The sequence below is a fragment of the Olleya sp. YS genome (genome assembly GCF_029760915.1).
Taxonomy (GTDB): domain Bacteria; phylum Bacteroidota; class Bacteroidia; order Flavobacteriales; family Flavobacteriaceae; genus Olleya.
In genome coordinates this window covers 2,093,000-2,118,336 of sequence record NZ_CP121685.1, presented here as the reverse complement: position 1 = coordinate 2,118,336, position 25,337 = coordinate 2,093,000, and the positions used below count along the sequence as shown (strand labels likewise).

Annotated in this window: 20 protein-coding genes; 7 read left to right on the top strand and 13 right to left on the bottom strand. The window is 32.6% G+C overall.

Translation table 11 applies throughout. The features are described from left to right. Nucleotides 1–95: 95 nt before the first annotated feature. Both yidC and Ollyesu_RS09690 read right to left on the bottom strand, forming a co-directional pair. Nucleotides 96–2,003, bottom strand: a complete 1,908-nt coding sequence (gene yidC / locus Ollyesu_RS09695) for a membrane protein insertase YidC (RefSeq protein ID WP_279301024.1) — start codon at nucleotides 2,001–2,003, stop codon at nucleotides 96–98. Between the two features lie 84 nt (nucleotides 2,004–2,087). Then, nucleotides 2,088–3,704 (bottom strand): CTP synthase, encoded by a 1,617-nt coding sequence (locus Ollyesu_RS09690; RefSeq protein ID WP_279301023.1) that lies wholly within the window; start codon nucleotides 3,702–3,704, stop codon nucleotides 2,088–2,090. Nucleotides 3,705–3,933: 229 nt separating this feature from the next. Between Ollyesu_RS09690 and Ollyesu_RS09685 the strand changes: the two genes are divergently transcribed. Next, a complete protein-coding gene (locus tag Ollyesu_RS09685; RefSeq protein WP_279301022.1) occupies nucleotides 3,934–4,368 on the top strand; it encodes a DUF1801 domain-containing protein in 435 nt (144 codons plus the stop codon). 4 nt (nucleotides 4,369–4,372) lie between these two features. On the opposite strand, the gene Ollyesu_RS09680 is transcribed toward Ollyesu_RS09685, so the two are convergent. The 4 genes from Ollyesu_RS09680 to guaA all read right to left on the bottom strand — a co-directional run bounded on the left by Ollyesu_RS09680 (nucleotide 4,373) and on the right by guaA (nucleotide 8,792). Beyond that, the gene (locus Ollyesu_RS09680) at nucleotides 4,373–4,606 is read right to left on the bottom strand and encodes a DUF3820 family protein (RefSeq protein ID WP_279301021.1); all 234 of its coding nucleotides are present in this window, start codon (nucleotides 4,604–4,606) and stop codon (nucleotides 4,373–4,375) included. Beyond that, nucleotides 4,606–5,148: a hypothetical protein gene (locus Ollyesu_RS09675; RefSeq protein WP_279301020.1), complete on the bottom strand. Its 543-nt coding sequence runs from the start codon at nucleotides 5,146–5,148 to the stop codon at nucleotides 4,606–4,608. Before Ollyesu_RS09675 ends, Ollyesu_RS09680 begins: the two co-directional genes overlap by 1 nt. A 38-nt stretch (nucleotides 5,149–5,186) precedes the next feature. Next, nucleotides 5,187–7,136 carry a LysM peptidoglycan-binding domain-containing protein gene (locus Ollyesu_RS09670; RefSeq protein WP_279301019.1) on the bottom strand — a complete coding sequence of 650 codons (1,950 nt, stop codon included), beginning with the start codon at nucleotides 7,134–7,136 and terminating at the stop codon, nucleotides 5,187–5,189. 120 nt (nucleotides 7,137–7,256) lie between these two features. Next, the gene (gene guaA / locus Ollyesu_RS09665) at nucleotides 7,257–8,792 is read right to left on the bottom strand and encodes a glutamine-hydrolyzing GMP synthase (protein WP_279301018.1); all 1,536 of its coding nucleotides are present in this window, start codon (nucleotides 8,790–8,792) and stop codon (nucleotides 7,257–7,259) included. 184 nt (nucleotides 8,793–8,976) lie between these two features. Between guaA and Ollyesu_RS09660 the strand changes: the two genes are divergently transcribed. The 3 genes from Ollyesu_RS09660 (at nucleotide 8,977) to Ollyesu_RS09650 (ending at nucleotide 14,094) form a co-directional block, all read left to right on the top strand. Then, on the top strand, nucleotides 8,977–10,854 hold the full coding sequence (locus Ollyesu_RS09660; RefSeq protein WP_279301017.1) for a tetratricopeptide repeat protein: 1,878 nt from the start codon (nucleotides 8,977–8,979) through the stop codon (nucleotides 10,852–10,854). Between the two features lie 233 nt (nucleotides 10,855–11,087). Beyond that, nucleotides 11,088–12,794, top strand: a complete 1,707-nt coding sequence (locus tag Ollyesu_RS09655; protein WP_279301016.1) for a hypothetical protein — start codon at nucleotides 11,088–11,090, stop codon at nucleotides 12,792–12,794. A gap of 70 nt (nucleotides 12,795–12,864) precedes the next feature. Continuing rightward, entirely contained in the window at nucleotides 12,865–14,094 is a 1,230-nt protein-coding gene (locus Ollyesu_RS09650) for a T9SS type A sorting domain-containing protein (protein ID WP_279301015.1), read from the top strand. Nucleotides 14,095–14,142: 48 nt separating this feature from the next. Here the strand turns inward: Ollyesu_RS09650 and bshC are convergent, their stop codons facing one another. Then, nucleotides 14,143–15,744: a bacillithiol biosynthesis cysteine-adding enzyme BshC gene (gene bshC / locus Ollyesu_RS09645; protein WP_279301014.1), complete on the bottom strand. Its 1,602-nt coding sequence runs from the start codon at nucleotides 15,742–15,744 to the stop codon at nucleotides 14,143–14,145. A 132-nt stretch (nucleotides 15,745–15,876) separates the two neighbouring features. Here bshC and Ollyesu_RS09640 point away from each other — a divergent pair, with 132 nt between their 5' ends. Beyond that, nucleotides 15,877–17,133, top strand: a complete 1,257-nt coding sequence (locus tag Ollyesu_RS09640; protein ID WP_279301013.1) for a carboxypeptidase-like regulatory domain-containing protein — start codon at nucleotides 15,877–15,879, stop codon at nucleotides 17,131–17,133. A 7-nt stretch (nucleotides 17,134–17,140) separates the two neighbouring features. On the opposite strand, the gene Ollyesu_RS09635 is transcribed toward Ollyesu_RS09640, so the two are convergent. Both Ollyesu_RS09635 and Ollyesu_RS09630 read right to left on the bottom strand, forming a co-directional pair. Next, on the bottom strand, nucleotides 17,141–17,794 hold the full coding sequence (locus tag Ollyesu_RS09635) for a YiiX/YebB-like N1pC/P60 family cysteine hydrolase (protein ID WP_279301012.1): 654 nt from the start codon (nucleotides 17,792–17,794) through the stop codon (nucleotides 17,141–17,143). Next, on the bottom strand, nucleotides 17,795–18,286 hold the full coding sequence (locus tag Ollyesu_RS09630; protein ID WP_279301011.1) for a DUF4878 domain-containing protein: 492 nt from the start codon (nucleotides 18,284–18,286) through the stop codon (nucleotides 17,795–17,797). Between the two features lie 208 nt (nucleotides 18,287–18,494). On the opposite strand from Ollyesu_RS09630, the gene Ollyesu_RS09625 reads away from it, so the two are divergent. Then, nucleotides 18,495–19,166 carry a hypothetical protein gene (locus tag Ollyesu_RS09625; RefSeq protein WP_279301010.1) on the top strand — a complete coding sequence of 224 codons (672 nt, stop codon included), beginning with the start codon at nucleotides 18,495–18,497 and terminating at the stop codon, nucleotides 19,164–19,166. 146 nt (nucleotides 19,167–19,312) lie between these two features. On the opposite strand, the gene rimO is transcribed toward Ollyesu_RS09625, so the two are convergent. After that, on the bottom strand, nucleotides 19,313–20,617 hold the full coding sequence (gene rimO / locus Ollyesu_RS09620; protein ID WP_279301009.1) for a 30S ribosomal protein S12 methylthiotransferase RimO: 1,305 nt from the start codon (nucleotides 20,615–20,617) through the stop codon (nucleotides 19,313–19,315). A 95-nt stretch (nucleotides 20,618–20,712) separates the two neighbouring features. Here rimO and Ollyesu_RS09615 point away from each other — a divergent pair, with 95 nt between their 5' ends. Beyond that, complete coding sequence (locus Ollyesu_RS09615) at nucleotides 20,713–21,789, top strand: serine hydrolase (RefSeq protein WP_279301008.1); 1,077 nt, start codon at nucleotides 20,713–20,715, stop codon at nucleotides 21,787–21,789. Here the strand turns inward: Ollyesu_RS09615 and Ollyesu_RS09610 are convergent. The 3 genes from Ollyesu_RS09610 to ftsY form a co-directional block, all read right to left on the bottom strand. After that, a complete protein-coding gene (locus Ollyesu_RS09610; protein WP_279301007.1) occupies nucleotides 21,786–23,435 on the bottom strand; it encodes an amidase family protein in 1,650 nt (549 codons plus the stop codon). The genes Ollyesu_RS09615 and Ollyesu_RS09610 overlap by 4 nt on opposite strands. 33 nt (nucleotides 23,436–23,468) lie before the next feature. Then, nucleotides 23,469–23,897, bottom strand: a complete 429-nt coding sequence (locus Ollyesu_RS09605) for an SRPBCC domain-containing protein (protein WP_279301006.1) — start codon at nucleotides 23,895–23,897, stop codon at nucleotides 23,469–23,471. 328 nt (nucleotides 23,898–24,225) lie between these two features. Then, nucleotides 24,226–25,200, bottom strand: coding sequence for a signal recognition particle-docking protein FtsY (ftsY, locus tag Ollyesu_RS09600; protein WP_279301005.1), 975 nt, complete (start codon nucleotides 25,198–25,200; stop codon nucleotides 24,226–24,228). Between the last annotated feature and the right edge of the window lie 137 nt (nucleotides 25,201–25,337).

Sequence of the window (25,337 nt, the reverse complement as noted above, 5' to 3'; positions counted from 1 at the left end):
ATGGCTTAACGTTGTTTAATTGTTTTTGTTATAACAAAAAAGCTGCCAAACTAAAATTATAGTAGACAGCTTTATAATGATATGATTAAAAGAAATTATTTTTTTTTGTTTTTTTGTTGCATTTGTTTTTGCTTTTCTGCTTGTTCCATCATTTCTTTCATTCGTCTTTGGAACTTACTTTCCTTTTTTGGTTTCGCTTTTTGTACTTGAATATTAGCGTGAATCTTCTCTTCATCTAAAATGAAATTTTTGATAACTAATAAGATTCCTATACTAATTAAGTTAGAAATAAAGTAATACAAACTTAATCCTGAAGCGTATTGATTAAAGAAAATAAGCATCATAATTGGTGCAAAATAAATCATATACTTCATCATCTTAGCCATATCTGGCATTCCCTCTTGCTTTGGAGCTGACATTTGGTTTTGACCAGTAGTTAACTTCATGTAAAAGAAAATAGCAATAGCAGCTAATATTGGAAATAAGCTGACATGATCACCATATAATGGAATATTAAACGGTAATTCTGCAACAACATCATAAGATGACAAATCATCTGCCCATAAAAACTTTTTCTGTCTTAATGCAAATGCAGTTGGGAAAAACATAAATAACGCATAAAACACTGGCATCTGGATTAAAGCTGGTAAACATCCAGCTAGAGGACTAGCTCCTGCTTTATTTTGCAACGCCATAGTTTCTTGTTGCGCCTTTAATTTATTGTCTTTATGTTTTTCTCTAATAGCATCTAATTCTGGCTTTAATACCTTTAGCTTCATTTGTGACAAATATTGCTTGTATTGCACAAAACTCATCGCCAATTTTATTAAAATGGTCATTACAATAATAGCAATTCCGTAAGGTAAAAACGAGCTTAAGCCATTAAATAATGGAATGAATAAAAACTTGTTTATCCAACCAAAAATTCCCCATCCAAAAGGAATACTTTCTACTAAATTATTATCGTATTGCTTTAATATTTCACTATCGGTTGGTCCATAATACAACTTTAAACTATTGTTGATATTTGCACCATTTAATGCTAACGCAGTTTTTGTTGAAAACTGTTTTGTGAATATTGAATCTTTTTCTTCATCCTCTACTAAGTTTTTAGACGTTATTGCAACCTCCTTAAAGGGTTTGTCAGTGACTAATATCGAACTAAAAAAGTGTTGTCTGTAAGACAACCAATCTACATCTTCCTCAATCTCGTCATCGTCACCCATTTGAGATAATTTATCGACATCACCTCCATCCATTTGGTAAGTTAGTCGAGTATATCTATTCTCATAACTTATACTTTGGTCGTGTCTGTAAGCTTTTTGAGTCCAATCTAAACTAATAGGATTTGAGGTATTGATAGCACTTTCTAAACCTTGAGATTGGATAGTAAAATCTATCATGTACTCATTGGGTTTAATGACGTAGTTATACTCTAAGTATTTATCTTCGGCTGTCTTAAGTTTCATGGATACAATGGTATTGTCTCCACTTTTAGTTACTGTTGGCTGAAAGTATAAATCTTTAGTGTTTAATGTACGATTATCGTTGGTTTGGAAGTTGATGTTAAATACCGCATTTCCATCTTTTACTAAGTAAATAGGAATAGAATCAAAATCTACAAATTGTTTTAATTTAACCTCTGATAAATGACCACCTTTGGTATGAAATTTTAATTTTAATACATCGTTTTCTACAGTTACTTCATCCTCTGTAAAGTTTGATGATGATGCAGAGTAAGCAAAACCTCCAATCTTTGATTGTAGTTCTGCTACTGCGTTAGAGTCTTTTGGTTTAGAATAATCTATAGCAGTAGTGACTTTGGTATCGGTTTCGGTTTTAGTTTCTGCTTTTTTCTGAGCCTCAATTTGTGCTTGTTTTTCGGCTTCCTGTGCTTCTAATTCTTCTGGTGTTGGCTTATTTTGCCACATCATGAATAATAAAATACCAAAGATTAAAACAAATCCTATTATCGAGTTTATGTCTAGTTTTTTTTCTTCCATACTATTTGGTTCCTCTTACTTTTTACAAGGAATAATTAATTAGTCAAATATACGACCACTTTTAAATTGGTGTCAAATTGACACTTATTTTTTGTTACTGTATTTTAAACTTGCCCTTACAAAAGCCACAAACAAAGGATGTGGATTGGCAACTGTACTTTTATATTCAGGATGATATTGTACACCAACAAACCAAGGGTGAGCTGGATTTTCTATAATTTCTACTAGTTTGGTTTCTGGATTGTATCCTGTAGCTTTTAAGCCTGCAGCTTCAATCTGGTCTTTATAGCTACTGTTAAACTCATATCTGTGTCTATGACGCTCTTCTATATCCTGCGACTGGTAGACTTTATGAGCAATAGATTCTTTTTCAATATGACAATCCCAAGCCCCTAAACGCATGGTTCCACCCTTTTCTGTAATAGATTTTTGATCTTCCATTATGTCAATTACTGGATGTGTCGTTTTTGGATTCATCTCTGTAGAGTTGGCATCTTTAAGACCTAAAACGTTACGACAAAACTCGATAACTGCCATTTGCATACCTAAACAAATCCCTAAAAATGGAATATTATTTTCGCGTACAAATCTAATAGCATCAATTTTTCCTTCAATACCTCGTTCTCCAAAACCTGGTGCCACTAGCACTCCGTCCAAATGGGACAATTTCATTTTGATATTGTCTTCATTTAAATATTCTGAATGGACAGACTCAACATTTACTTTGACTTCGTTTTCTGCTCCTGCGTGAATAAATGATTCTAATATCGATTTATAAGAATCTTGCAACTCGACATACTTACCAATTAATCCAATAGTAATTTCAGATTTTGGGTTTTTATGACGTTTTAAAAACTGATTCCATCGTGTTAAATCTGGTACATCACTGTGTAATGCTAGTTTTTTTAACACCACTTTATCCAACTGTTCTTCTAACATTAAATTGGGCACATCATAAATAGTTGACGCATCAATAGATTGAATAATGGCCTCCTCACGCACATTGCAGAATAGTGCTAGCTTACGCTTTAAATCGCTTGGTAATTCGTGCTCTGTACGACAGACTAAAATATCTGCCTGCACACCACTTTCCATTAAGGTTTTAACGCTATGCTGAGTTGGTTTTGTTTTTAATTCTCCTGCAGCAGTTAGGTACGGAATTAAAGTTAAATGAATTACTAAAGCATTATTATCACCTAAGTCCCATTTTAATTGTCTTACTGCTTCAATATATGGCAAAGACTCGATATCACCTACAGTTCCACCAATCTCTGTGATGACTATGTCATACTCTCCAGAATTACCAAGAATTTGGATTCTGTGTTTTATTTCGTCTGTGATATGTGGTATAACTTGTACTGTTTTACCTAAAAATTCACCTTTACGCTCACGATTAATCACACTTTGGTAGATACGTCCAGTAGTAACATTGTTGGCTTGACTGGTCGGTACGTTTAAAAAACGTTCGTAATGTCCTAAATCTAAGTCGGTTTCTGCACCATCGTCAGTGACATAACATTCGCCATGCTCATACGGATTTAAAGTTCCTGGATCTACGTTAATGTAAGGGTCTAATTTTTGGATGGTAGTTCTGTAACCTTGTGCTTGAAGTAGTTTAGCCAAAGAGGCTGCGATAATGCCTTTTCCTAAAGAAGAAGTTACGCCTCCTGTTACAAATATATACTTAGTTTCTGGTGTCATGTTGCGTTGTTAACGCTTGCAAATTTATGATTTTTAGTTGAAACTATTAGGGTTTCGGGTTTTATTTTTGAAGAATTTGTAGACTGTTTTTTATATCAAGTCATGAGGTTGTACACTTGACTTTCTCGACTTTTTATTATATATTCAATACATCTAATTAATAATACTGTTTTTAACGCAAACCCATCTTAAATACTTTTAGAGGCAAGAAAACAACTAAAAAAACTAAATGGCTAAAAATAAAACCACTGAAACTGAAGTAGATGTCTTAGATTTTATTGAATCATATGTAGACAATGATCAAAAAAAAGCTGACAGTTATAAATTAATTGAATTGATGACAGATTGGTCAGGTTTTAAACCAAAAATGTGGGGAGCGACAATAATAGGCTTTGGAAGCTATCATTATAAGTATGCTAGTGGTCATGAAGGTGATGCTTCCTTATTAGGTTTCTCTCCTAGAAAAACTCAGTTTTCACTTTATGTCTATTCTAAAACTGAAAAAAGTGATGCTCTACTTGAGGATTTAGGAAAATTTAAAATGGGTAAAGCTTGTATTTATTTTAAAAAGCTATCTGACATTAATATTCCAATTGTAGAAAAACTTTGCATGCAAACAATTGCATATCTTAATGAACACCATGAATGTGCTTGTAGAACATAACAATTTACTTAGGATACTGCTTTTTAATGGTTCTAACTAATTGCTCCAAACCATTGACTTTTAACGTGTAAACAGTTTCTAGCATGTCACCTAGTTTTCCTTTAGGGAAACCTTTGTTGTGGTACCACACCACATAATATTCTGGCAAATCTATTAAGAATCGGTCTTTATATTTTCCATAAGGCATTTTAGTATGTGCCAATGTAATTAGGAAGTCCCTATCTGGTTGTAGTTGCACTATCCTTTAGATTTAAATTTTTCTGTCGCTTTTAATCTAATGGCAATACTATCTTTCCATTTTTGTTGACCAACTACATCTATTGAAAAATTACTTTCTGCATCATAAGTATGTTGCATATTGGCTAAATCATCTTCAATAGTTTTGTGCAATTCTTGAAGAGTTTGTGCTAAGTCATCATGCGGTTTTATTTTTGCAATACGTTGTCTAAATAGTCTAGCATGTAATTCGGTAATATCAAAATGCAATTGCTCGTGTCCCAACACATGTGCATCCACTTGTTCTGCTTTACACCAAGAGTGTTCTGGATAAAAGAAGGCTTTAACTAATGTTTTAAAACCTACTACTTTTTTGTTGCTTTGTTTAATCGAGTAGCTAAATGTAATACCAGAAGCTGTGACAGCTACAGCATCTGTATCTGGGTTAGGTTGTCCTTTAAAATCGTTCCAAGTTAATTTATAGTGTTCGCTCCATGACAATTCTTCCATTGCATCACTTTGCAACAGCATACATCCAGCGAATATGACAATATATTTTAGCATGATTAAGACTCTCTAAAACAACGTTAATATACTGATTTTTATTGTTTTATCTCAACAATTTTTAAATCTTGGTACTTGACTAAATATACCGTATCGTTATAATAACCACCAAACAATTTCTTTTTGTATGCAAATTTATTTTCTACATAACTGGTTAGTGGCGACTCGTTAACAGAAAGGTATAAGTCTTCTGAGGTCACTAAACGTAATACCACATCCATTGTTAAATCAAATCCTCTTACAGCGTATGGGTTAGGCGACTCTTTGTATAAAGCCATATAACGTTTATTAAAGCTGTTACTTTCGTCCTCGCTAAACGATTTGTTGATGGATGCATAGGTAAAACTTAAATTAGATAAATGGGTGTTTCTAACCTCATCATCCTCAAAAGCTTTAGTTTTATCTGTTGTTGCTAAAATTACTGATGTTGTAGCATCAATTTTAGAATTTAATATACTAGACACATTGGACACAAATCCAGCGTTGGCAGTCTCTAAAAACACGACGTTTTTACCTGGTTTCAGAACATTAACTATATCTTGATCTAAAATGTAATAGGCATCAGCACCTGTTTTAGCTACTTTTCTTGACATCACCACAGAGGCTTTAGGAAATGTTCTTTTGAGTAAATCTGAAGTTGCTTTATTTTTCATGTCTGAGACAATAATAAAGTGCGAGGTGCTATCTGTTTTAAAATAGTTTACAATTTTATCTTTAAGCAGTTTTTCTGCTGGTCTAGATTGAAATACATTATCGCCTAAATTTACTGTTTTAGTAATTGGTGATACTAACGGAATATTTTTACTTTTTAAAGCTGCTGCTGCTGTATTGAATAATTTTGGCATAACAGGCCCAATAACAACATCGACATCATCAAAAGTATTAGAACGCACTAAAGATGCAACTCTACTCTCTCTGTTTTCTGTATCGTATACATCTACTTTTAAATTAATTCCTAAAGACGCTAAGCTATCTAATGCAATTTTAACACCTGAGTAAAAATCTAAAGACGTACTTATGTAAGGGTCAGTTCTAATTAATTGTTTTGCATCGTATATAGAATCTGAATCAATTTTATTTAGCTTGAAAGGCAACATAATAGCAATATGCTTAGTACTTCTATCTGAAATTCTGGTTGATAAATCTGAAGTAGTGATTGTGTCACCTGAGACCAAACCTCCTTCAATCTCAGAGTTTTGACCAGTTAATGTAGCATTAAACGGGATTTTTAATACCATACCTTCTTTTAAACCAGTTGTTTCTAATCCAGGATTTAATTGCTCTAATTGTTCTTGGGTTAATCCAGTTTTAAGTTTTAATCTGTAAAATCCTTCTGCTGGTAAAACAGTGTAATAACTGTATTGCTCATCTATTTGCTTTACGTCTTCCTTATCTAAATTAGGCACATTAACAACGTCACCTGGTTGTAAGACCTCAGCCATATTTGGGTTCAAATCTTCTAACTCTTGAACTGTAATTCCGTATTGATACGCAATACGCCATTTACCTTCTTTTGGCTTGACTGTGTAGGTTTTAGTAGTTGGTTTTACCACAACCTGTTCTGTTATCGTTTTGTAAATAGGGATTTTTATTTTATCGCCTTTACGTAAATTATTAGCGTATAATTGTGGGTTGTGCTTTTTGATATCCTCTTGCTTAACATCATATTTTTTTGATAAACTGTAAAGAGTTTCTTTACGTCTTACTTTATGCGTTTTAAAACCATCTAGTATTCGGGTAATTTTGGTACTAGGTGAGGTAGTTGCAACTGTATTTTCCTTTGGAATAATTAACACCGAATTTGGTTTAATTTCTTTTCTGGCATCTGGATTTAGTGCATAAATCTGAGATTTTGAAACGTTATATCTAGTAGCAATTTGCTCTATGGTTTCACCTGCTTTTACTTTATGGGTTTTGTAGTTTTGCGCTTTCGCGGAAGCACAGCCGAATACGACGACTAGTGATAAAATGTATATTAATTTTCTCATATGTTGTTTATACGTTTCAAAATGCGTTAGCGGTTGTAGTGGCATCCTTTTTTTGCTGCCATATATGGCAAAAAAAGATATAACGTAAGACGCGACCCTTGTGGTAACGCCCAAATTATATTATTCCCACTCTATGGTTGCTGGTGGTTTACTACTAATGTCGTATACTACTCTATTAACGCCTTTTACTTTGTTTATTATATCGTTACTTGTTTTTTGTAAAAACTCGTAAGGTAAATTTACCCAATCTGCTGTCATACCATCGGTACTTTCTACTGCTCTTAATGCGACGCATTTTTCGTAAGTACGCTCATCTCCCATAACACCTACGCTATTTACTGGTAGTAAAATAGCTCCTGCTTGCCAGACCTTGTCGTACAATCCTGCATCACGTAATCCGTTTATAAATACAGCATCTACTTCTTGTAGGATCCGTACTTTTTCGGCTGTGATATCTCCTAATATCCTGATGGCTAAACCAGGACCTGGAAACGGATGACGACCTAAAAGGGTTTTATCCATGTCCATAGAAGCACCAACACGTCTGACTTCATCTTTAAATAGCGCTTTTAATGGCTCTACTATTTTAAGTTTCATAAAGTCTGGTAAACCACCTACATTATGATGACTTTTTATAGTTGCACTTGGTCCTCCAGTAGCGCTTACGCTTTCTATAACATCTGGATAAATCGTGCCTTGTGCTAACCATTTTACATCTTCTATTCTATGCGCTTCATCATCAAACACCTCAATAAATACGCGACCTATTGCTTTACGTTTGTCTTCCGGATCGCTCTTTCCTGCTAGTGCATCCAAAAAGCGTGCCGAAGCGTCTACACCTTTAACGTTTAAGCCCATACCTTTGTATTGCTCAAGGACGTCTGTAAATTCGTTTTTACGTAATAATCCGTTATTTACGAATATGCAATATAAGTTTTTTCCGATGGCTTTATGTAATAGCATGGCTGCTACAGAACTGTCTACACCTCCTGACAATCCAAGGACTACTTTATCGTTGCCTAATTTAGTTTTTAAATCGTCTACCGTTTCTTGTACAAATGCATTTGGTGTCCAATCTGGATTAACATTTGCAATTTTGACTAAGAAATTTTCTAGCAATTGTTTACCATCTGTACTGTGATACACTTCTGGATGAAACTGGATGGCATAAGTGGTTTCGCCTTCTATTTTATAGGCTGCATTTTGTACATCGTGTGTGCTTGCCAATAGGACTCCATTTTTTGGTAATATTTTAATGGTGTCACTATGACTCATCCAAACCTGACTTCCTTCATGGATGCCTTCTAAAAAAGTGTCGTTGTTTTCTACAAAACTCAATTTTGCACGACCGTATTCACGAGTATTTGATTCTGCAACTTCACCACCTGAAAAATGGGCTAAATACTGTGCACCATAACATACTGCAAGCATGGGCTTTTTACCTCTAATTTCTGATAAATCTGGATGAAAAGCATCTTTTGACCTAACCGACATTGGGCTACCAGATAATATAACCGCTTTGTATTGGTCTAAATCTTGTGGTGGTTTGTTAAAGGGGTGGATTTCAGAATAGATGTTAAGCTCTCTAACTCTACGCGCAATAAGTTGAGTGTATTGCGATCCGAAATCTAAGATAAGTACTTTGTCGTGTTGCATGCGCAAAAATAGTATATAGATTTTAGATTTACTTTTACGTTTTACGTTTTTTTCAAAAATTTTTCAACATAGTGCCAACCTACAAAATATATGTGTTTTTTAAGATGTACCCCTTTTGTCTTACTTTAATTTTAATATGAGTTTTTAGAATTTGTATCTTTATTTTACTAAAAACTAACAACTTATGAAATGCTTTAATTTTTTTCTGGTTTTATTATTAATTTTAAATTATCAATCTTATTCTCAAAATCAAAAAATCATAGATAGTCTTACATTATCATTAAAAATTAGGCCTAATGATACTCTTAAAGTTGGTGCATATGGAACCTTGCATGAATTACTCATGTTTAGTGACCCAGAACTTGCTTTAGACTATGCTAATGAGGCTCTAGTATTATCTAAAACACTTAATTATAATAAAGGTATTTCTTCCAGTAATTTACAAATTGGTAATTTTTATTATAATAAAAGTGAAGTCGACTCGGCAAAATACTACTATAATAAGGGACTTAAAATAGCTAAAGACAATGCGATAGTTATTAGTCAGATATTTGCAAACCATTCTTTAGCTTCTATTGAAAAAGATGCAGGCAATTACGATTTAGCTATTGACATTGTTATGCGAAACATTGACTTATATAATAAGGAAGAAAATTTAAAAACGCTTCATAATAAAATACCATTTAATTTAATAGGAGCAGAATACGAGCTTTTAAGCCTAATCCATTTATCAAAAGGCAATAATCTAATTGCTTTAAAAGAATGTTTAAAAGCTTTAGATTTTTTTAAAAAAATAAACGATGAGATTAGACAAGCTGATGCATTAAAACAATTAGGCAATATTGAATACGCTCTTGGTAATTATAATTCAAGTTTGACCTATTTTAATGAAGCATTAGATATTTATAAAAAAAATAACGATCTATTCTATCAATCCTCTACAGCCAATCAAATAGGTCTTGCTTATATTCAATTAAAGGACTACAAAAAAGCAGAAACATCGTTTAAAGAAGCTTTAGCTATTGCTAAAAAAACAGAGAGTACAAAGGATCAAGCGGATAGTATGCGAGGTTTAGGTAAAGTCGCATTATATGAAAAACAATTTAAAGATGCTGAAGATTATTTTCAAACTGCACTAGAAAAATATCAATCTATAAATTTTAATAATGATGTGGCAAAAACACTTAGCCTATTATCTCAAGTTGCTGTTTCAAATAATAATTGGAATTCTTCATTACAATACATTAATAAATCTATAACAATTAATGAAAACATTGGTGCTACCTCCAATTTAAAAGATAATTACTTTCAAAGATCAATACTCTATGAACAATTAAATAATACACAATCTGCTTTAGAGGATTTAAAAAAATATCAAGTTATAAATGATTCTATAAATAGTAAAGAAAAAACTCAGCAAATAGAGGAGCTGAGAACCATTTATGAAACTGAAAAAAAAGAACAACAAATCCAAATTCAAAAAAACGAAATAGACTTATTAAATTTAAAAGGAAAAACTAATAATTTACAACGCCTTCTTTTAGCTTTAGGTTTATTACTTGCCTTAATTGCTGTGTATGCTTTTTATCTAAGAAACAAACGAAACAAATTAGCAAAAGAAGCTGCTCAAGCTGAGCTAGAATTTAAAACCAAAGAATTAACCACTCATGCTTTACACTTAGCCAAAAAGAATGAAGTCTTAAACGATTTAAAACAAAAAGCTAAAGTATTAAAGCAAGATGCAGATGCCGATCCTGGTTACCAAATGTTGATTCAAACCATAAATTTTGATTTACAAGACGATAATAATTGGGAAAACTTCTCACGTTATTTTGAAGAAGTACACAAAGATTTTAATAGTAAAGCACAACAACAATTTCCAAACATAACGACTAACGATTTACGTTTAATGGCTTTATTAAAAATGAATTTATCCTCTAAAGAAATTGCTAATATTTTAAATATTTCTAGCGATGGTATTAAAAAAGCTAGACAGCGTCTTCGCAAGAAAATGGGAATAGATTCTAATCAATCTTTAGAAGCCATTGTGATAGCTATTTAGACATAAATCTGTATTGACAAATCTTTTAAAACACCTGTAAATACAGGTGTTTTTTTATGTACCCTTTTTGTACCCAAGCGTTTTTTTGGCAATCTAAAATACACCACTATGTTTGCCTTGTCATTAAGTTGACAAAACCGTTTTTGTGGTGATCTTGTTCAAAAAAGCTGCAGACTATTTGAGCAAGTTTCACACAAACGTAAAGAATAATTAACCACAAAAAACAAAGTATTATGAAAACGCTATTTAAAACTTTCACAGTATTGACACTTATGTCATTAATTGTTGTTTCCTGTTCTAAGGATGACCCTACAACAGACCCTGGTAATCAAGGTGAAGGAGAACTTATCATCACACCTGGAACCGTAACAGAAGATGATTTTGAATCATTTGAGGGAGAAATTGGAATTGTACTAGATGGTCGACCATTAGCTAGAAAAGGATACAAACCTACTCAAGTTACTATCAATGTTAACGCCAATAATGGTAATTTTTCTGAAACTATACCTTTGGATGAGTATTCTTATTTAGGACAACTTAAAATACCTTTAGAAGGGTTAAGTGAAGCTGCTAAAAACGAATTAACAAATGGTGTACCAGTGACTCCCGAATATAAAGATGTCAATGGTAATATTATTTTTACAGAAAGTACCTTTACTTCTTCTTTTCAATCCAATCCTCCTACACGTTCTGCAAATACTAATAACATACAAGAAACTATTGAAAACCAAACACTAACATTATCCGATAGCACAACGTATTACATACAACGTATGAATGTTGATGGAAGCCCAGATAATGGTGCCTGGAGATTTTTAGATAACCCAAGTTATAGTCATGTTATTACTGCTAATCCTACAGATTTTAATGCAAATGAGACAGATAGAGGTTTTGCTTTTATTCCTATTCCTAATGAGTATAATACCTTTGCTATACTTCATAAAGAAACAGGACGATTTATACAAGCCACAGAAATAACCGTAAATACACAAAATTATTTTGGAACTTTTGTTGCACCAAATTTGAGTACACGTACAAATTTTTCTCAGATTCAATCTGCCTCAGATTATGATAATTTTAAATATCGATTCGATCAATTAAACGATGGTAGTTATTCTATTGTAAGTATAGAATGGGGAGATAATTTTCCATTAAAACAAATTCCTGGTTTTGGATTATCCTTCAGCAATTGGGTAGTTAATAATGCTGTTGTTTTTAATCCCCAGACCGTCTATGCAGAACCACGAAGCTGGCGTTTAGTTTCAACTAGTGTGCAATGGAACGTAACTAGTATTGGCACTTCATTTTTAGAACCTATACTTCCACCTGCTGTAACGTCCTTAACATTTAATAGTGTTCTTAATAATTGCGGAAGTGGAACATTAAGTCAAACCGTAGGTGTAGCGCAAAGTGAAACCCAACAAAGCACTATTGGATTTGAAGAAACACTCTCTACAACCACTTCTAATTCATTTGATGTAGGTGTAAGTTTAGACGTGGAGTTTTCTGCTCAAATATTAGGGACAGGAACCACTGTAAATGCAGGTGTAAATACAAGTTATGGCCATTCTTGGTCTTCTACAGAAACAACTAGTGAATGGGAAAGTACGCAAAGTGGAGAAACGCAAGTAATTACGTCAACACGAACAGTTATAGTCCCTTCGGGAAGCGCTTCGTTAGTTTATGATGTTATTCAATTTTATCCAGAAACAAGGATCAATTTTGCACAACGTTTTCGAGTTGAGGGTGTAGATTCTAGTTCTGGAAGAGTATTATCTGGCGAAGAAATTAGAACATTATTTTACGTTAATAATTTTAATGGTGTAGTCACAACTGTTGAACCTACCTCAATAGTTATTACTCTTAAAGGGGTTTTAACTTTAGATAAAATTATAGATTCTGAAAGCAACGTCCAAGACGTTCCTGCTAACTGTAACTAACCAAATTTTACGAAAGAGTAACAATTAAAAGTTACTCTTTCGTTTTTATCAACTTATAAATCTAAATACGATGAAAATAATTACTTACACTTTATTTTTCTTTATGATTAGTGCTACTTTAAACGCACAAATTATGACTGAAGATTTTGAAAACGAACTTCTTGGAGGCACTTCATTTTCAATTAATAATTTAAACTTTACTACTACAGGAGATTTAATCATTAGCGAATTCAATGGTTTTTCTTGTGATGGTGCCTCAGGACTCAATAGGTATTTAGATTCAGGATACTTAGATGGTGCATCATCTGGAGTAATAGGCAGTATAGTTGCACCAGATGGCTACACTTTTCAACTTGCTTCTGTAGCAGATACCCAATGTGGATGGACTGGAACAAATGATGGAGATAATTATTCAACAGGAACAATCCGATTTACAGGCAAAACGATATACAATTATACTATCTCTGAAGAATTTACTATAACCTCTACTTCAAACACAAATTTTGAAACCTTTTCGTATGATTATTTTATATGGGATGGCATGGAATTAATAAGTTTGGAATTAGAAATTATTAATGGTATGGACTATTGGGCAATGGATAATTTAATGGTTAAATCCATTACTCCTATAGAGTCATGTACAATTGGTGACAATTACAATACGTACTACTCCAACCCTCAAATATGTGGACAAAGTTTTACCGCTAATTGTACTGGATCACTTAATTATGTACAATTTAATGTTCATCCAGCTGCTGGTGTTTTATCTGCTAGTACCTTATATATTTATGATGGCAATACGACTTCAGGAACACCAATATATACTCAAAACTTTCCAGATATTACCGTAGCAAGTCAAGAACGAAAAGCTAGAATAGATATTTCTGGTAATGTACCCTTAATAGAAAATAATCAATATACTTTTGTTTTTGATATTGGAAATTTAATTCCGCAAGGTACTGCACCTAGCCCTTTCCCTGAGGGAAATGCTTTTTGGGATGGAGTAATAAAACCCAATCATGACTTTGGTTTTAAAGTTTCTATAACAGATGAATCTCTGTCTGTAAACACCTATAATTCACTGTCAAACATTAAACTATATCCTAACCCAACTTCAGATTTTATTTGTGTTTCTAATGTGTTAGACAATAAAAACTATAGCATCTATGATATCACTGGTAAAAAAGTTTCTTCTGGTCAATTGAATAAAGACTCTAAAATTACTGTTAAGAAACTACAAAATGGACTTTATTTTTTAACTATAGACAACCATCAGTCCCTTAAATTTATTAAGCAATAAACAATCAAATAAAAGCTAGGACCTCTTGATTATTATCAGGAGGTTTTTTTAAATAGTAATAATGGTAAACTCTCCTTTTAAAGGCTCTAATTCTTGAATTAATTTAGGAATTAACTGCTCACCAAACTCTAAATATATTTCAGAGAAATTAGTATTTCTTTCTTGTAAACTTCCATAGGGAAATAATTGGTTTTGCAACTCTGTCATACGTTCTACCTGATCTTTAAGCTTACGCTTTTGAGCAGTTAATAAGCGTTTTTCTAAATGTTGTAATCCGTTTATTTGTTTTTTTTCTTGTGCTGCTACTGCACCAATAAACGATTTATCGGTCTGCTCTGCTAAAGCATACAAATCTTTAAATTGTTTTGTTAAGTGATTGATTTGCTCTGAAAAATCAATATCTATATTAGAAATTTGACGCACCTTTTTATTAATAAACGCATCACGTTTTAAAAAGATGTCTTTGTTTGTGATGTTTAGTTTTTTAAGTTTTTTAGCTTGTTGTTCTGTTTGAATCAACACAGAATTACGTAACAGTAAAATTGGAAAAGGAACTTGATTAGCTTCAAAATTAGATTTTAATTGAAACCAATACGCTAGCTCGCCTCCTCCACCAATATAACATAGATTTGGTAAAATAACCTCTTGGTAAAGTGGACGTAAAATTACATTAGGACTAAATCGTTCTGGAAACTGATTGATTTCTTGTAGTATTTCAGCTTTGTTCCAACTAATTTTGGTATTAAGTACTTTATACGTTTCATCTTCAAAAACAATACGTTCACGAAGGTTTTTAGAGATATAAAATAAGTTAATTTTTCTTGGATTAACCTGTATTTTATAATCGGTAGACAAATGACTAATTTGTTGATTGGTATCTTGAACAGCCTTAAAAGACACTTGATCTAAGACTTCTTTTTCTAAATACGGAATAAACAATTCCTTTAACGCTTTATGGTTAGGATCTAAGACTACTAAACCATAGTCTTTAAACAACTCATTGGCTAAATATTGTGTCGCTTCTGCTAGAGTATGATGTTTTAAGTAGGCGTTTTCAAACAACTCCTTTAATTGGTTTGCATGTTTACCAACACCAAGTTCTTTTGAAACTATTTCAAAAACGTCTTTTAAGCCTTGTGTTTCAATATCACCTACAATCCCGCTAACTTGTTTGTTCCACTGTATTTTTTTACCTCTGAAATTAAAATAATTAATTTCTTCAAAATCATGATCTTCTGAAGCCATCCAATACACAGGTACAAACTTATAATTTGGATAAGTGTCTTGTAATTGTTTGGTCAGGTTAATGGTAGATACTATTTTATGCAAAAAGTAAAGTGGACCAGTAAACAAATTAAGTTGATGTCCAGTTGTCACAGTAAACGTTGTGTCTTTACTTAACAACTCTATATTAGATAATGTTGTTTGAGAAGCTTCTAAGGTCTTGTATTGTTGCTGTAACACTTCAACCAAAACAGATCTGTGTTTTAAAGAGAAAATCTTTTGCTTATCTTGTATCTGAGCCCTAAAATTTTCTAATACAGGAAACTTACCATAAAACGACTGCAATTCTGTCTTTTGGCTCAGATAGTCTAGTATTATTTTAGAAAAGTATCCAGTATCTTTAAAAGGTATACAGTCTGTTGGCATAGTTACAATTAAATCTGATGTAAATATAAGGTAGTTTAGCCTATTGTTTGTCTTAAAATTAACATAAATCCTTACACTAATCTGCCAAATTTTGCTTAAATTTATGTGTTAATCCCTCAATAAAATATTGCTATGAAACATTTATTTTTTACACAGAAAAACACATTTTTAACTCTTTTAATTCTAATTTCTAGTGTATTTAGTTTTGCACAAAATACTCAGGAATTTAAAGGAAAAATTTTAGACAAGGATACGTCTAAACCTTTATCATTAGCAGACCTTACAGTTAATAACTCAAATATTAGTACAGTTACTAATAACGAAGGAGAGTTTATACTTAAAGTTCCAGAAGATTTATTAAATAACTCTGTTTCTATTTCCTACTTAGGTTATAAAAAGTTAGATGTTGCTTTATCTGAATTTAAAACTACTAATACCAAAATTTATCTTGAGCAAGCTGCAACTGTACTTGCTGAGATTGATTTAGTAGTACCTAAAGATGCCAGAACTTTAGTTAATAAAACCTTGTCTTTAAAAGGTGAAAACTATTTTTCTGAAAATATATTTATGACAGGTTTTTACAGAGAAACCATTAAAAAAAGAAATAAAAACGCGTCGTTGTCTGAAGCAGTAGTCACTATTAACAAGCAATCTTATACCTCTAACCGAAACGATGGTATTACACTAATAAAAGCCAGAAAAAATACCGATTACTCAAGATTAGATACTATAGCTTTAAAATTACAAGGCGGTCCTTTTAGTAGCTTGTATACTGATGTGATTAAGTATCCTAAATTCATTTTTACTGATGACAATATGGACGATTATAATTTTAGTTTTGATCGCTCCACACAGATAGATAATAGACTTGTTTATGTGGTTAATTTTCAGCAAAATCAAAATGTGTTAAGCCCAATGTACTCTGGTAAATTGTACATTGATGCAACTACCTATGCATTAACTAGTGCTGTGTATAGTTTAAATGTCGAAAATCGTGAAGAAGCCTCTAAACTATTTGTAAGAAAAAAACCAAGACGTGCTAAAGTTTACCCAACAGAAGCCTCCTATCGTGTTAATTATAAGACTAAAAATGGCAAATGGTATTTTGGGTATAGTAATATTTTACTAACATTTAAAGTTAATTGGAAAAACCGATTATTTAATAGTAGATACACCTTACAAAGTGAAATGGCTATAACCGATTGGAACATAGACGAAAATTTATTGTCCAATGAAGATACTAAACGCTTAAGACCAACCAGTATTTTACAAGATCAAGCGTCTGGATTTTCCGATCCAAATTTTTGGGGCGAATACAATATTATAGAACCAGAAAAGTCCATAGAAAGTGCTATTAAAAAGATTAGTAAAAACCTCAAGAAGGTATAATACTATCCTAAAGTGGTGTTAAGGATTTATCTTGATGATTTATAATAACATCAAAATAATTGGTGTCGTAAAAGGTTTTAAGCGAGTTATACTTATACTCATCACTAAGCGTATCTGAAACCTTTAATATATTGAGATTATGCTCATAAATACGCCAAATAAGCTCAGAGCAGTAATGCTCTGTGCTATCTTTGTAATTAAAGCTATGATCAAAGGGTAAGTTTTTTTGTTTGTAATACGCTATTTGACGCACTATTTTTTGTTGATTAATACTATCTATATTTTTTAGTCTTGTGACTAAAATAGTTTGGTCGTGAGAGTTATGTACAAACGAGTCTATAGCTTGTAAACGTAATCCATCTTGATTAGACACACTACTAGATAAGGCATGTGCGACTTTTAACGTGTCGTTTTGATTTACAATAACACCTAGATGTGTCACATCATAATCCTCATCCATCATTTTTAAGATCATGGTGCTTACTAAACCATAACCACGACGTAAAATAATATCTCCATTTTGGAGTTTAGCTTTTTCTTTAGACGATAGTTTATACAAAAAAGACGATTCATATGGTCTGTTTGAATCGTCTTTTAAAAATTTATATCCTAAAAAAATGACACCAATAAGCAGTATTATTTTAATAGCTGTTTTTATCATCTACTCTGCTGCTTCGCCTTCCTCGTACTGGTCTTCATCCTCATCTTCGTCAAAGTCTAAATCAGGATTACCTGTTTCTTTATCAAGATCATTCATACCTTCTTTGTTCATAGACTCTTTGTTCATATCAACTAGCCATTCGCCATCTTTTTTAACTAAGTTAATAGGCATGTCTTGATCTTTTTCATCTTCGCTACTTGACATTTTTACAGTACAAACCGCAGTATCACCATCAATTTTGGTCTCTACCACTTCAAATTCCATTTCTGACTCTTTCATTTTGTCTGCAAATTGGTCTTTAGCACCAAAAGATTCTAGCATAGTTAACATAGATTTAGTGTCAGTCGTCGCATATTGTTTAGCAGTTTCAAAGTCGCCAGAATACATGCTCTCTAAAAAGTTAATGGTTGCACTTTCTGGTCCACCACCACCACAAGCAGTTAACACAAGGAAACAAGAGACTAGAAATGTTTTTAAAATTGATTTTTTCATTTTATGATTTGTTAAGTTTTTGTAAATATACTTTTTTAGGCTTAATACTCAAATTGTTTTTGTGGTTGTAAACCTGAAAATTGATAGGTTGTATTAATTTTAGGTACTTGACTTTGTTGTTTTTTTCGGCTATCTTCGTTACATACTCGATATAGTTATATTGAAAACTCGCAATATATATACGTTGTGCATAATATAAACCTAATCTATGAAGAAAAATTTGATTTATATTTTAACTTGTTTTTCGCTTCTAATTGTAAGTTGTGAAGAAGATCCAATTCCAGCTGACATTGAAACTTTAGTGTTTGGGAAAGTTTATGATTCAACTAATGATATTCCAATAGTAAATGAGAAAATAAAATTAGCGGAATATAGCACGCAAGCAACATTTGCTGGAACGAATTACATATTTAAAGGTTTTATAGATTCGACTACAACTGACATAAATGGAGATTACAATTTACCATTTAACACGACTGGAAATGGAAATAAATATCAAATTCAACTTGACTTTAATGAACAAGTGCACATACCGAATTTGGTCGAATTTATTCAAGACGAAAGTATTGGAAACCAAGAAGAACTGAATTTTGAGGGTTTGAGACTATATCCTGTAGATTTAAAAGTTATAGCTACCGATGAAATAACTCAAGAAATAAATGTATACAAACAATTTCCTGAAAGACTAATCGACCCAATACCACCTTCAACTCAAAATTCAATAAGACGAATTTGGATTGACAAAAACGTGGTTAATGAAATTAATTTTCGAATTGGAAATTCAAGTCCATTTTTAAATCATTATATTGAAATTCCGATAAATGACACAACTGAACCTTATGAATATGAAATTATAATTAGCTCATCGGATTTTCAATAAATGCTAGGTTAAGATTTGAATAATTCATTGCTACTTAGAGCCTACTTACGAAAGTCCACTTGGGCTTAATATTTATGTGTTATTTGCTTAATTAATACTTACTTAAACACGCAACGAAATCATATACTAGACCTTCACACAAAACCCTACTTCACCACCTCACCATACAAATCAAAATCTTCAGCTTCTGTGATTTTAATGTTGTAATACTCTCCTGTTTTTAAATACGTTTCTGTTGCATCAATCAATACTTCGTTATCGACATCTGGACTATCAAACTCGGTTCTACCTACAAAATAGTTACCCTCTTTACGGTCAATAACAACATTAAAAATTTGACCTATTTTCTCTTGATTTAACTCCCAAGAAATCTGAGATTGGATTTCCATAATTTGGTTGGCACGTTCTTGTTTCACGTCTTGTGGCACATCGTCTTCTAAGTTATAAGCGTGAGTGTTTTCTTCGTGAGAATACGTAAAACACCCTAAACGCTCAAAACGCATGTCTTTAACCCATTGTTTTAACTCTTCAAAATGTGCTTCAGTTTCGCCTGGATAACCAACAATTAAGGTGGTTCTAATAGTCATTTCTGGAACTATCGCTCTAAACTGATGGATTAGTTTAGTGGTTTTTTCTTTAGTGGTACCACGACGCATACTTTTTAATAAATCGTCACTAATATGTTGTAACGGTATATCTAAATAATTACAAATTTTAGGTTCTCGCTTCATGATATCCAACACATCCATAGGGAATCCTGTTGGGAAAGCATAATGTAACCTAATCCACTCGATACCTTCTACCTTGACTAAGTTTTCAAGTAATTCGGCAAGGTTTCGTTTTTTATATAAATCTAATCCGTAATAGGTTAGGTCTTGTGCAATTAGTATGAGTTCTTTTACACCATTTGCAGCTAGTTTTTCAGCTTCAGTTACTAAATTTTCTATTGGTGTAGACTTGTGTTTTCCACGCATAATAGGAATTGCACAAAAACTACACGGTCTGTCACAACCTTCAGCAATTTTTAAATACGCATAATTTTTTGGTGTGGTTGTCAAACGCTCACCAATAAGTTCATGTTTGTAATCTGCACCTAAAGCTTTTAATAAACCTGGTAATTCTGTGGTTCCAAAATATTGGTCGACATTAGGGATTTCTTTTTGTAAATCTGGCTTGTATCTTTCGGATAAACAACCCGTTACAAACACTTTATCCACTTCTCCATCTTCCTTTTTTTGCATGTACTCTAAAATCGTGTTCACACTTTCTTCTTTGGCATTATTGATAAAACCGCAAGTGTTAATAACCACGACATTACCTTCTTCTTCATGCACCACTTCTTTTCCGTTAGCTTTTAATTGTCCCATTAGGACTTCGCTATCGTAAACATTTTTACTACAACCTAAAGTTATAACGTTGATTTTGTTTTGTTTAAGTGACTTTGTTCTCATACCTCAATTTTGGACTGCAAAGATACTATCTAATTTTAATATAACAGATATTAAACCATTCCGTTTTATATTAGTCCAAAAGAAAAACCAGTATTATGAAACCGATTCACTTTGTACTTTGTCTTTTAATTGTGATACTATTTAATTGTTCGTCTGACAATGACGACTCAGATACTAATAACCCAACGCCTGAAGCGACTTATTTTCCGCCTATAAATTCTGATACTTGGGAAACGGTTTCGCCTACAGATTTAAATTGGAATACAACAGCTATAGATGAATTGGCACTATTTTTAGAACAAACAAACTCCAAGTCATTTATTATGTTGCACAAAGGAAAAATAGCTTTTGAGCAATATTTTAATGGACACTCAGACACAGCTCCATGGTATTGGGCAAGTGCAGGAAAAACACTAACTACAGCAGTCACAGGAATTGCGCAAGACCAAGGATTGGTTAATATTAATACTAAAGTCTCTGATTATTTAGGTACTGGTTGGACTAGCGCGACTTTAGAGCAAGAACACTTAATTACTTGCAAAAACTTACTATCTATGGATTCTGGGTTGGATGATACGCTAGGCGATTCGGTAGCACCAGAAGACTTACAGTATATTGCAGATGCTGGTACACGTTGGGCATATCACAATGTGTATGTAAAATTGCAAGATGTTGTAGCAAGTGTTAGTAATGACACATGGGATAATTATTTTAATGAACAGTTAAGAGATAGAATAGGTATGACTGGAGCTTGGTTTGGCTCTGGAGATTTAAGCGTGTATTGGAGTAATTCTAGGAGTATGGCACGATTTGGTTTATTGATTTCTGAAAGTGGACAATGGGACAACACCACAATTATATCTCAAGATTTTGTTACCGAAGCAACAAATACCTCTCAAACTATTAATGAAGCGTATGGATATATGTGGTGGTTAAATGGTAAATCAAGCTATCACTTACCACAAACACAAATTGAGTTTTCTGGAGAACTAATCCCAAACGCACCTGATGATATATATTGCGCATTGGGTAAAAACGACCAGAAAATTTACATAGTCCCAAGCAAAGATTTAGTAATTATTAGAATGGGAGACGCAGCAGATGATGTTAATTTTGCATTATCCACTTTTGATGATGACCTATGGGGAAAAATTAATGCAGTTATTAATTAGTTATAATCTTTTGGTGCTTGTCTTTTTTTAGACACTTGCTCGTATAAATACGCAAAGTCTAATAACATTTTTTCCTCTTTACCAATAAAGGTTAACCCTTTAGGTACTCCATTTTCTGTGTAACCCATTGGTACTGTAATTGCTGGGTTTTCTGCTACAGCAGCAAAACCTGCATGATAATTATTTATAGATAGAAAAGCATCAAGATTATGTCGTTTCATAACGATGTCAAAATACATACTTCCGTTATTTTTTAATATTTTTTTAATGTTTTTGAATTCTTCTTCAGTTGCAGTATCAGCTACAACTCCTCTAAATAATTTCTGCCCATAAGGCATAACGTTTGCAGAATCTTTTGTATTAAAAGTAATGACGTCGTCTACCGATTTTAAATTTAAAGTTGGGTCTGCATATTTAGAAAAATAGTCAGGCAAATCCTTTTTCATATCTAAATTTAGCAGTCTTAAAAAATCAGGAAGTTGATAGTCTTCTGGTTCAAACTCTACTATTTCTGCACCTTGCGCTTTTAAAACCGAAATAGCTTCCAAATACAACGAGTCTTTTAACAAGGGTTTAAATGCTCCGAATGTTTTATTTTTTAAAGATTTACCTTCAAATCTAGAAAAATCTCTTGGTGTCCATTTTGTATTGACAGATTCAAAAGATTTTGAATCCTCTGGATCATAACCATACATAGCACCCAATAAGATAGCTGTATCGGTTACGTTTTTAGCAATAGGACCTGCAGTATCTAAAGTAGAAGATATTGGAATAATACCACTACGACTTACTAAACCTACTTCTGGTTTTAATCCTACAACCGAGTTTTGACTCGCAGGAGATAATATAGATCCTGAAGTTTCACTACCTACTGCTGCGACACAAAAATTGGCTGCAACTGCTACTCCGCTTCCAGAGCTAGAGCCACCAGTATCAATGGTTTTACGACCATAAGGATTTAAGGTCTGACCACCAATTGCACTATAACCACTTGGGCAATCACCACAAAAGAAGTAAGCCCATTCACTTAAGTTAGCTTTACCTAAAATTAATGCACCTTGTTCTTTGAGCTTTGTGACAATAAAAGCATCGTTTGTATTGTTGTTTTGAAGAGCAACTGCTCCTGCAGTTGTTGGCATTCCTAAGGCGTTGATATTATCTTTTAGTAAGATTGGCATTCCATAAACAGAATACTTTAAATCTTCTATTGCAATATCCATATTACGTAAAGCTTCATCTTTTGCTTTAGCTTCAGAAATTATATTTGGGTTGATGGCAATGACTGAATTTAGAGACAAATCATTTTCTCTGTCAAATGCTCTAATTCTGTATAAATAAAACTTGGTTAAATTTTCATAAGACAGTTTTCCTTCTGAAATATATTGTTGTAATGTGGGAATATCTTGTTCTAAAACAAGTGGTTTTAAAGCGTTGTATCGTTCTTCTGTAAAGTCTTCGATTTGAACGTTTAAATCGCGCCAAATCTGAGCATTAGATAAGTATTTAGAGTCCAAAACTTTAAATTCTCTAAAGTCTTTGGTAGAAATATCAGAAATATCTGTGTTGTCTTTTTTTTCTGTAGTGGTTGTTGCCTCTTTACACCCAAAGGTAATTAGTAGTAGACATAGAAATGTTAAAACTCTCATGTTGTATTTTTTAATAAAAATACAAAAAGGAAATTAACCTCTAGCTTCAAATGGAAGGATGATATGGTTTTCTAAATATTGTTTTAAGCCTTTAAGTAGTAAAGCCCAACAATAAGTACTATGTCTAAAGTGATGACTGTTGGATTGCCAGTCGTTATGCGAAAACTCGACTAACGTACCATTGTCGTGATTTTTAAGATTAAAACCAAAAGTAGTTGGCATCCAATCTGGATCGGATTGTGTCATTTTTAGATAGAAAGATTGGTTTGGAACCACTTCTGAAACCTTACAATACCAATCGTATTTATCAGTAAAATTAAGATTATACTCTGCTCCTAATTCTGGTTGACCTGATGATTTTAATGTCCACCAATTATTTAAGTGTTCAGGTTGTGTCACTGCATCAAACACTTGTTTTGGAGCTACTTTGATAACTAAATCATGTAATATATTATGTGCCATAAGGATTAAATTTATGAATAAAATCATAAACTAAGTCTGGAAAAGTAAAATGAAAAATGCAAATACCTAAAAGTATCAATATGATAACTTTATTAGCATTAGTACTATAAAGGCTTTTCCAACTAAACCAAATACTAAAACCAAAAATAGGAATTATAAATACTAAAGGAAATAATGAATAATAAACTAAATATTCAGGTATTAAAGGATTGTCTAGATTAAAGTATGTTTGAATTGTAGTATATACAGTAGTAATTAGAACTAAGGTAGAATATAGAATTATAAAAATTGCTATGATTCTGAATAATCTATCTGAAGTTGAGTTCATCTACTTAAAGAAAGAATCTACAAACTCAAATTTATTAAAGACTTGTAAGTCTTCAATACCTTCTCCTACTCCAATATATTTAACTGGAATTTGAAACTGGTCACTAATACCAATCACCACACCACCTTTTGCAGTACCATCTAATTTAGTTACTGCTAAACTAGTCACTTCTGTAGCAGCTGTAAACTGCTTAGCTTGCTCAAAAGCATTTTGACCTGTACTACCATCTAAAACTAATAATACATCATGTGGTGCATCACCAATTACTTTTTGCATGACACGTTTTACTTTTGTTAACTCGTTCATTAAATTAACTTTGTTATGTAAACGACCAGCTGTATCGATAATAATAACATCAGCATCTTGTGATACACCAGATTGTAAGGCATCAAATGCAACAGATGCTGGATCACTACCCATATCTTGTCGTACCATTGGCACATCTACACGATCTGCCCACACTTGTAATTGGTCTATTGCTGCAGCTCTAAAGGTATCTGCTGCACCTAAAACCACGTTTAAGCCTTTCTTTTTAAATTGGTAGGCCAACTTACCTATAGTGGTTGTTTTACCAACTCCATTTACACCAACGACCATTAGGACGTAAGGTGTTTTGTTTCCATTGTCTTGTTTTGGTAAGTCAGGAATGGTATACTCCGTGTCTTCTCCAGAATTAGTTTCTGACAGTAAGCCAGCAATTTCTTCACGAAGAATTTTATTCAGCTCGTCTGTCCCTAAATATTTGTCTTTAGCAACTCGTGCTTCGATACGTTCGATGATTTTTAAAGTCGTATTAACACCAACGTCACTAGAGACTAAAACCTCTTCTAAGTTATCTAAAACATCATCATCTACTTTAGATTTTCCTGCAACTGCTTTACTAAGCTTGCCTAAAAAACTGGTACTTGATTTTTCTAAACCTTTATCTAAGGTTTCTTTTTTATCTGAGGAGAATATTTTTTTAAAAAAACTCATGTGTTTTTTAATTGATATGTTTGATTAGCCTATTACAATTTTAGCGCCTAATTTAATAGACTGCTACATTGTCATAGTTTTACTTGGTAAAGAAACGCAATATTTTAAAAACAAAAAAGCCACTTTCTAATAGAAAG

What these genes read in the sequence shown, in the direction of transcription:
- yidC (WP_279301024.1), bottom strand. Translation starts at nt 2,003, where the DNA reads ATGGAAGAAAAAAAACTAGACATAAACTCGATAATAGGATTTGTTTTA.
- Ollyesu_RS09690 (WP_279301023.1), bottom strand. Translation starts at nt 3,704, where the DNA reads ATGACACCAGAAACTAAGTATATATTTGTAACAGGAGGCGTAACTTCT.
- Ollyesu_RS09685 (WP_279301022.1), top strand. Translation starts at nt 3,934, where the DNA reads ATGGCTAAAAATAAAACCACTGAAACTGAAGTAGATGTCTTAGATTTT.
- Ollyesu_RS09675 (WP_279301020.1), bottom strand. Translation starts at nt 5,148, where the DNA reads ATGCTAAAATATATTGTCATATTCGCTGGATGTATGCTGTTGCAAAGT.
- Ollyesu_RS09670 (WP_279301019.1), bottom strand. Translation starts at nt 7,136, where the DNA reads ATGAGAAAATTAATATACATTTTATCACTAGTCGTCGTATTCGGCTGT.
- guaA (WP_279301018.1), bottom strand. Translation starts at nt 8,792, where the DNA reads ATGCAACACGACAAAGTACTTATCTTAGATTTCGGATCGCAATACACT.
- Ollyesu_RS09660 (WP_279301017.1), top strand. Translation starts at nt 8,977, where the DNA reads ATGAAATGCTTTAATTTTTTTCTGGTTTTATTATTAATTTTAAATTAT.
- Ollyesu_RS09655 (WP_279301016.1), top strand. Translation starts at nt 11,088, where the DNA reads ATGAAAACGCTATTTAAAACTTTCACAGTATTGACACTTATGTCATTA.
- Ollyesu_RS09650 (WP_279301015.1), top strand. Translation starts at nt 12,865, where the DNA reads ATGAAAATAATTACTTACACTTTATTTTTCTTTATGATTAGTGCTACT.
- bshC (WP_279301014.1), bottom strand. Translation starts at nt 15,744, where the DNA reads ATGCCAACAGACTGTATACCTTTTAAAGATACTGGATACTTTTCTAAA.
- Ollyesu_RS09640 (WP_279301013.1), top strand. Translation starts at nt 15,877, where the DNA reads ATGAAACATTTATTTTTTACACAGAAAAACACATTTTTAACTCTTTTA.
- Ollyesu_RS09635 (WP_279301012.1), bottom strand. Translation starts at nt 17,794, where the DNA reads ATGATAAAAACAGCTATTAAAATAATACTGCTTATTGGTGTCATTTTT.
- Ollyesu_RS09630 (WP_279301011.1), bottom strand. Translation starts at nt 18,286, where the DNA reads ATGAAAAAATCAATTTTAAAAACATTTCTAGTCTCTTGTTTCCTTGTG.
- Ollyesu_RS09625 (WP_279301010.1), top strand. Translation starts at nt 18,495, where the DNA reads ATGAAGAAAAATTTGATTTATATTTTAACTTGTTTTTCGCTTCTAATT.
- rimO (WP_279301009.1), bottom strand. Translation starts at nt 20,617, where the DNA reads ATGAGAACAAAGTCACTTAAACAAAACAAAATCAACGTTATAACTTTA.
- Ollyesu_RS09615 (WP_279301008.1), top strand. Translation starts at nt 20,713, where the DNA reads ATGAAACCGATTCACTTTGTACTTTGTCTTTTAATTGTGATACTATTT.
- Ollyesu_RS09610 (WP_279301007.1), bottom strand. Translation starts at nt 23,435, where the DNA reads ATGAGAGTTTTAACATTTCTATGTCTACTACTAATTACCTTTGGGTGT.
- Ollyesu_RS09605 (WP_279301006.1), bottom strand. Translation starts at nt 23,897, where the DNA reads ATGGCACATAATATATTACATGATTTAGTTATCAAAGTAGCTCCAAAA.
- ftsY (WP_279301005.1), bottom strand. Translation starts at nt 25,200, where the DNA reads ATGAGTTTTTTTAAAAAAATATTCTCCTCAGATAAAAAAGAAACCTTA.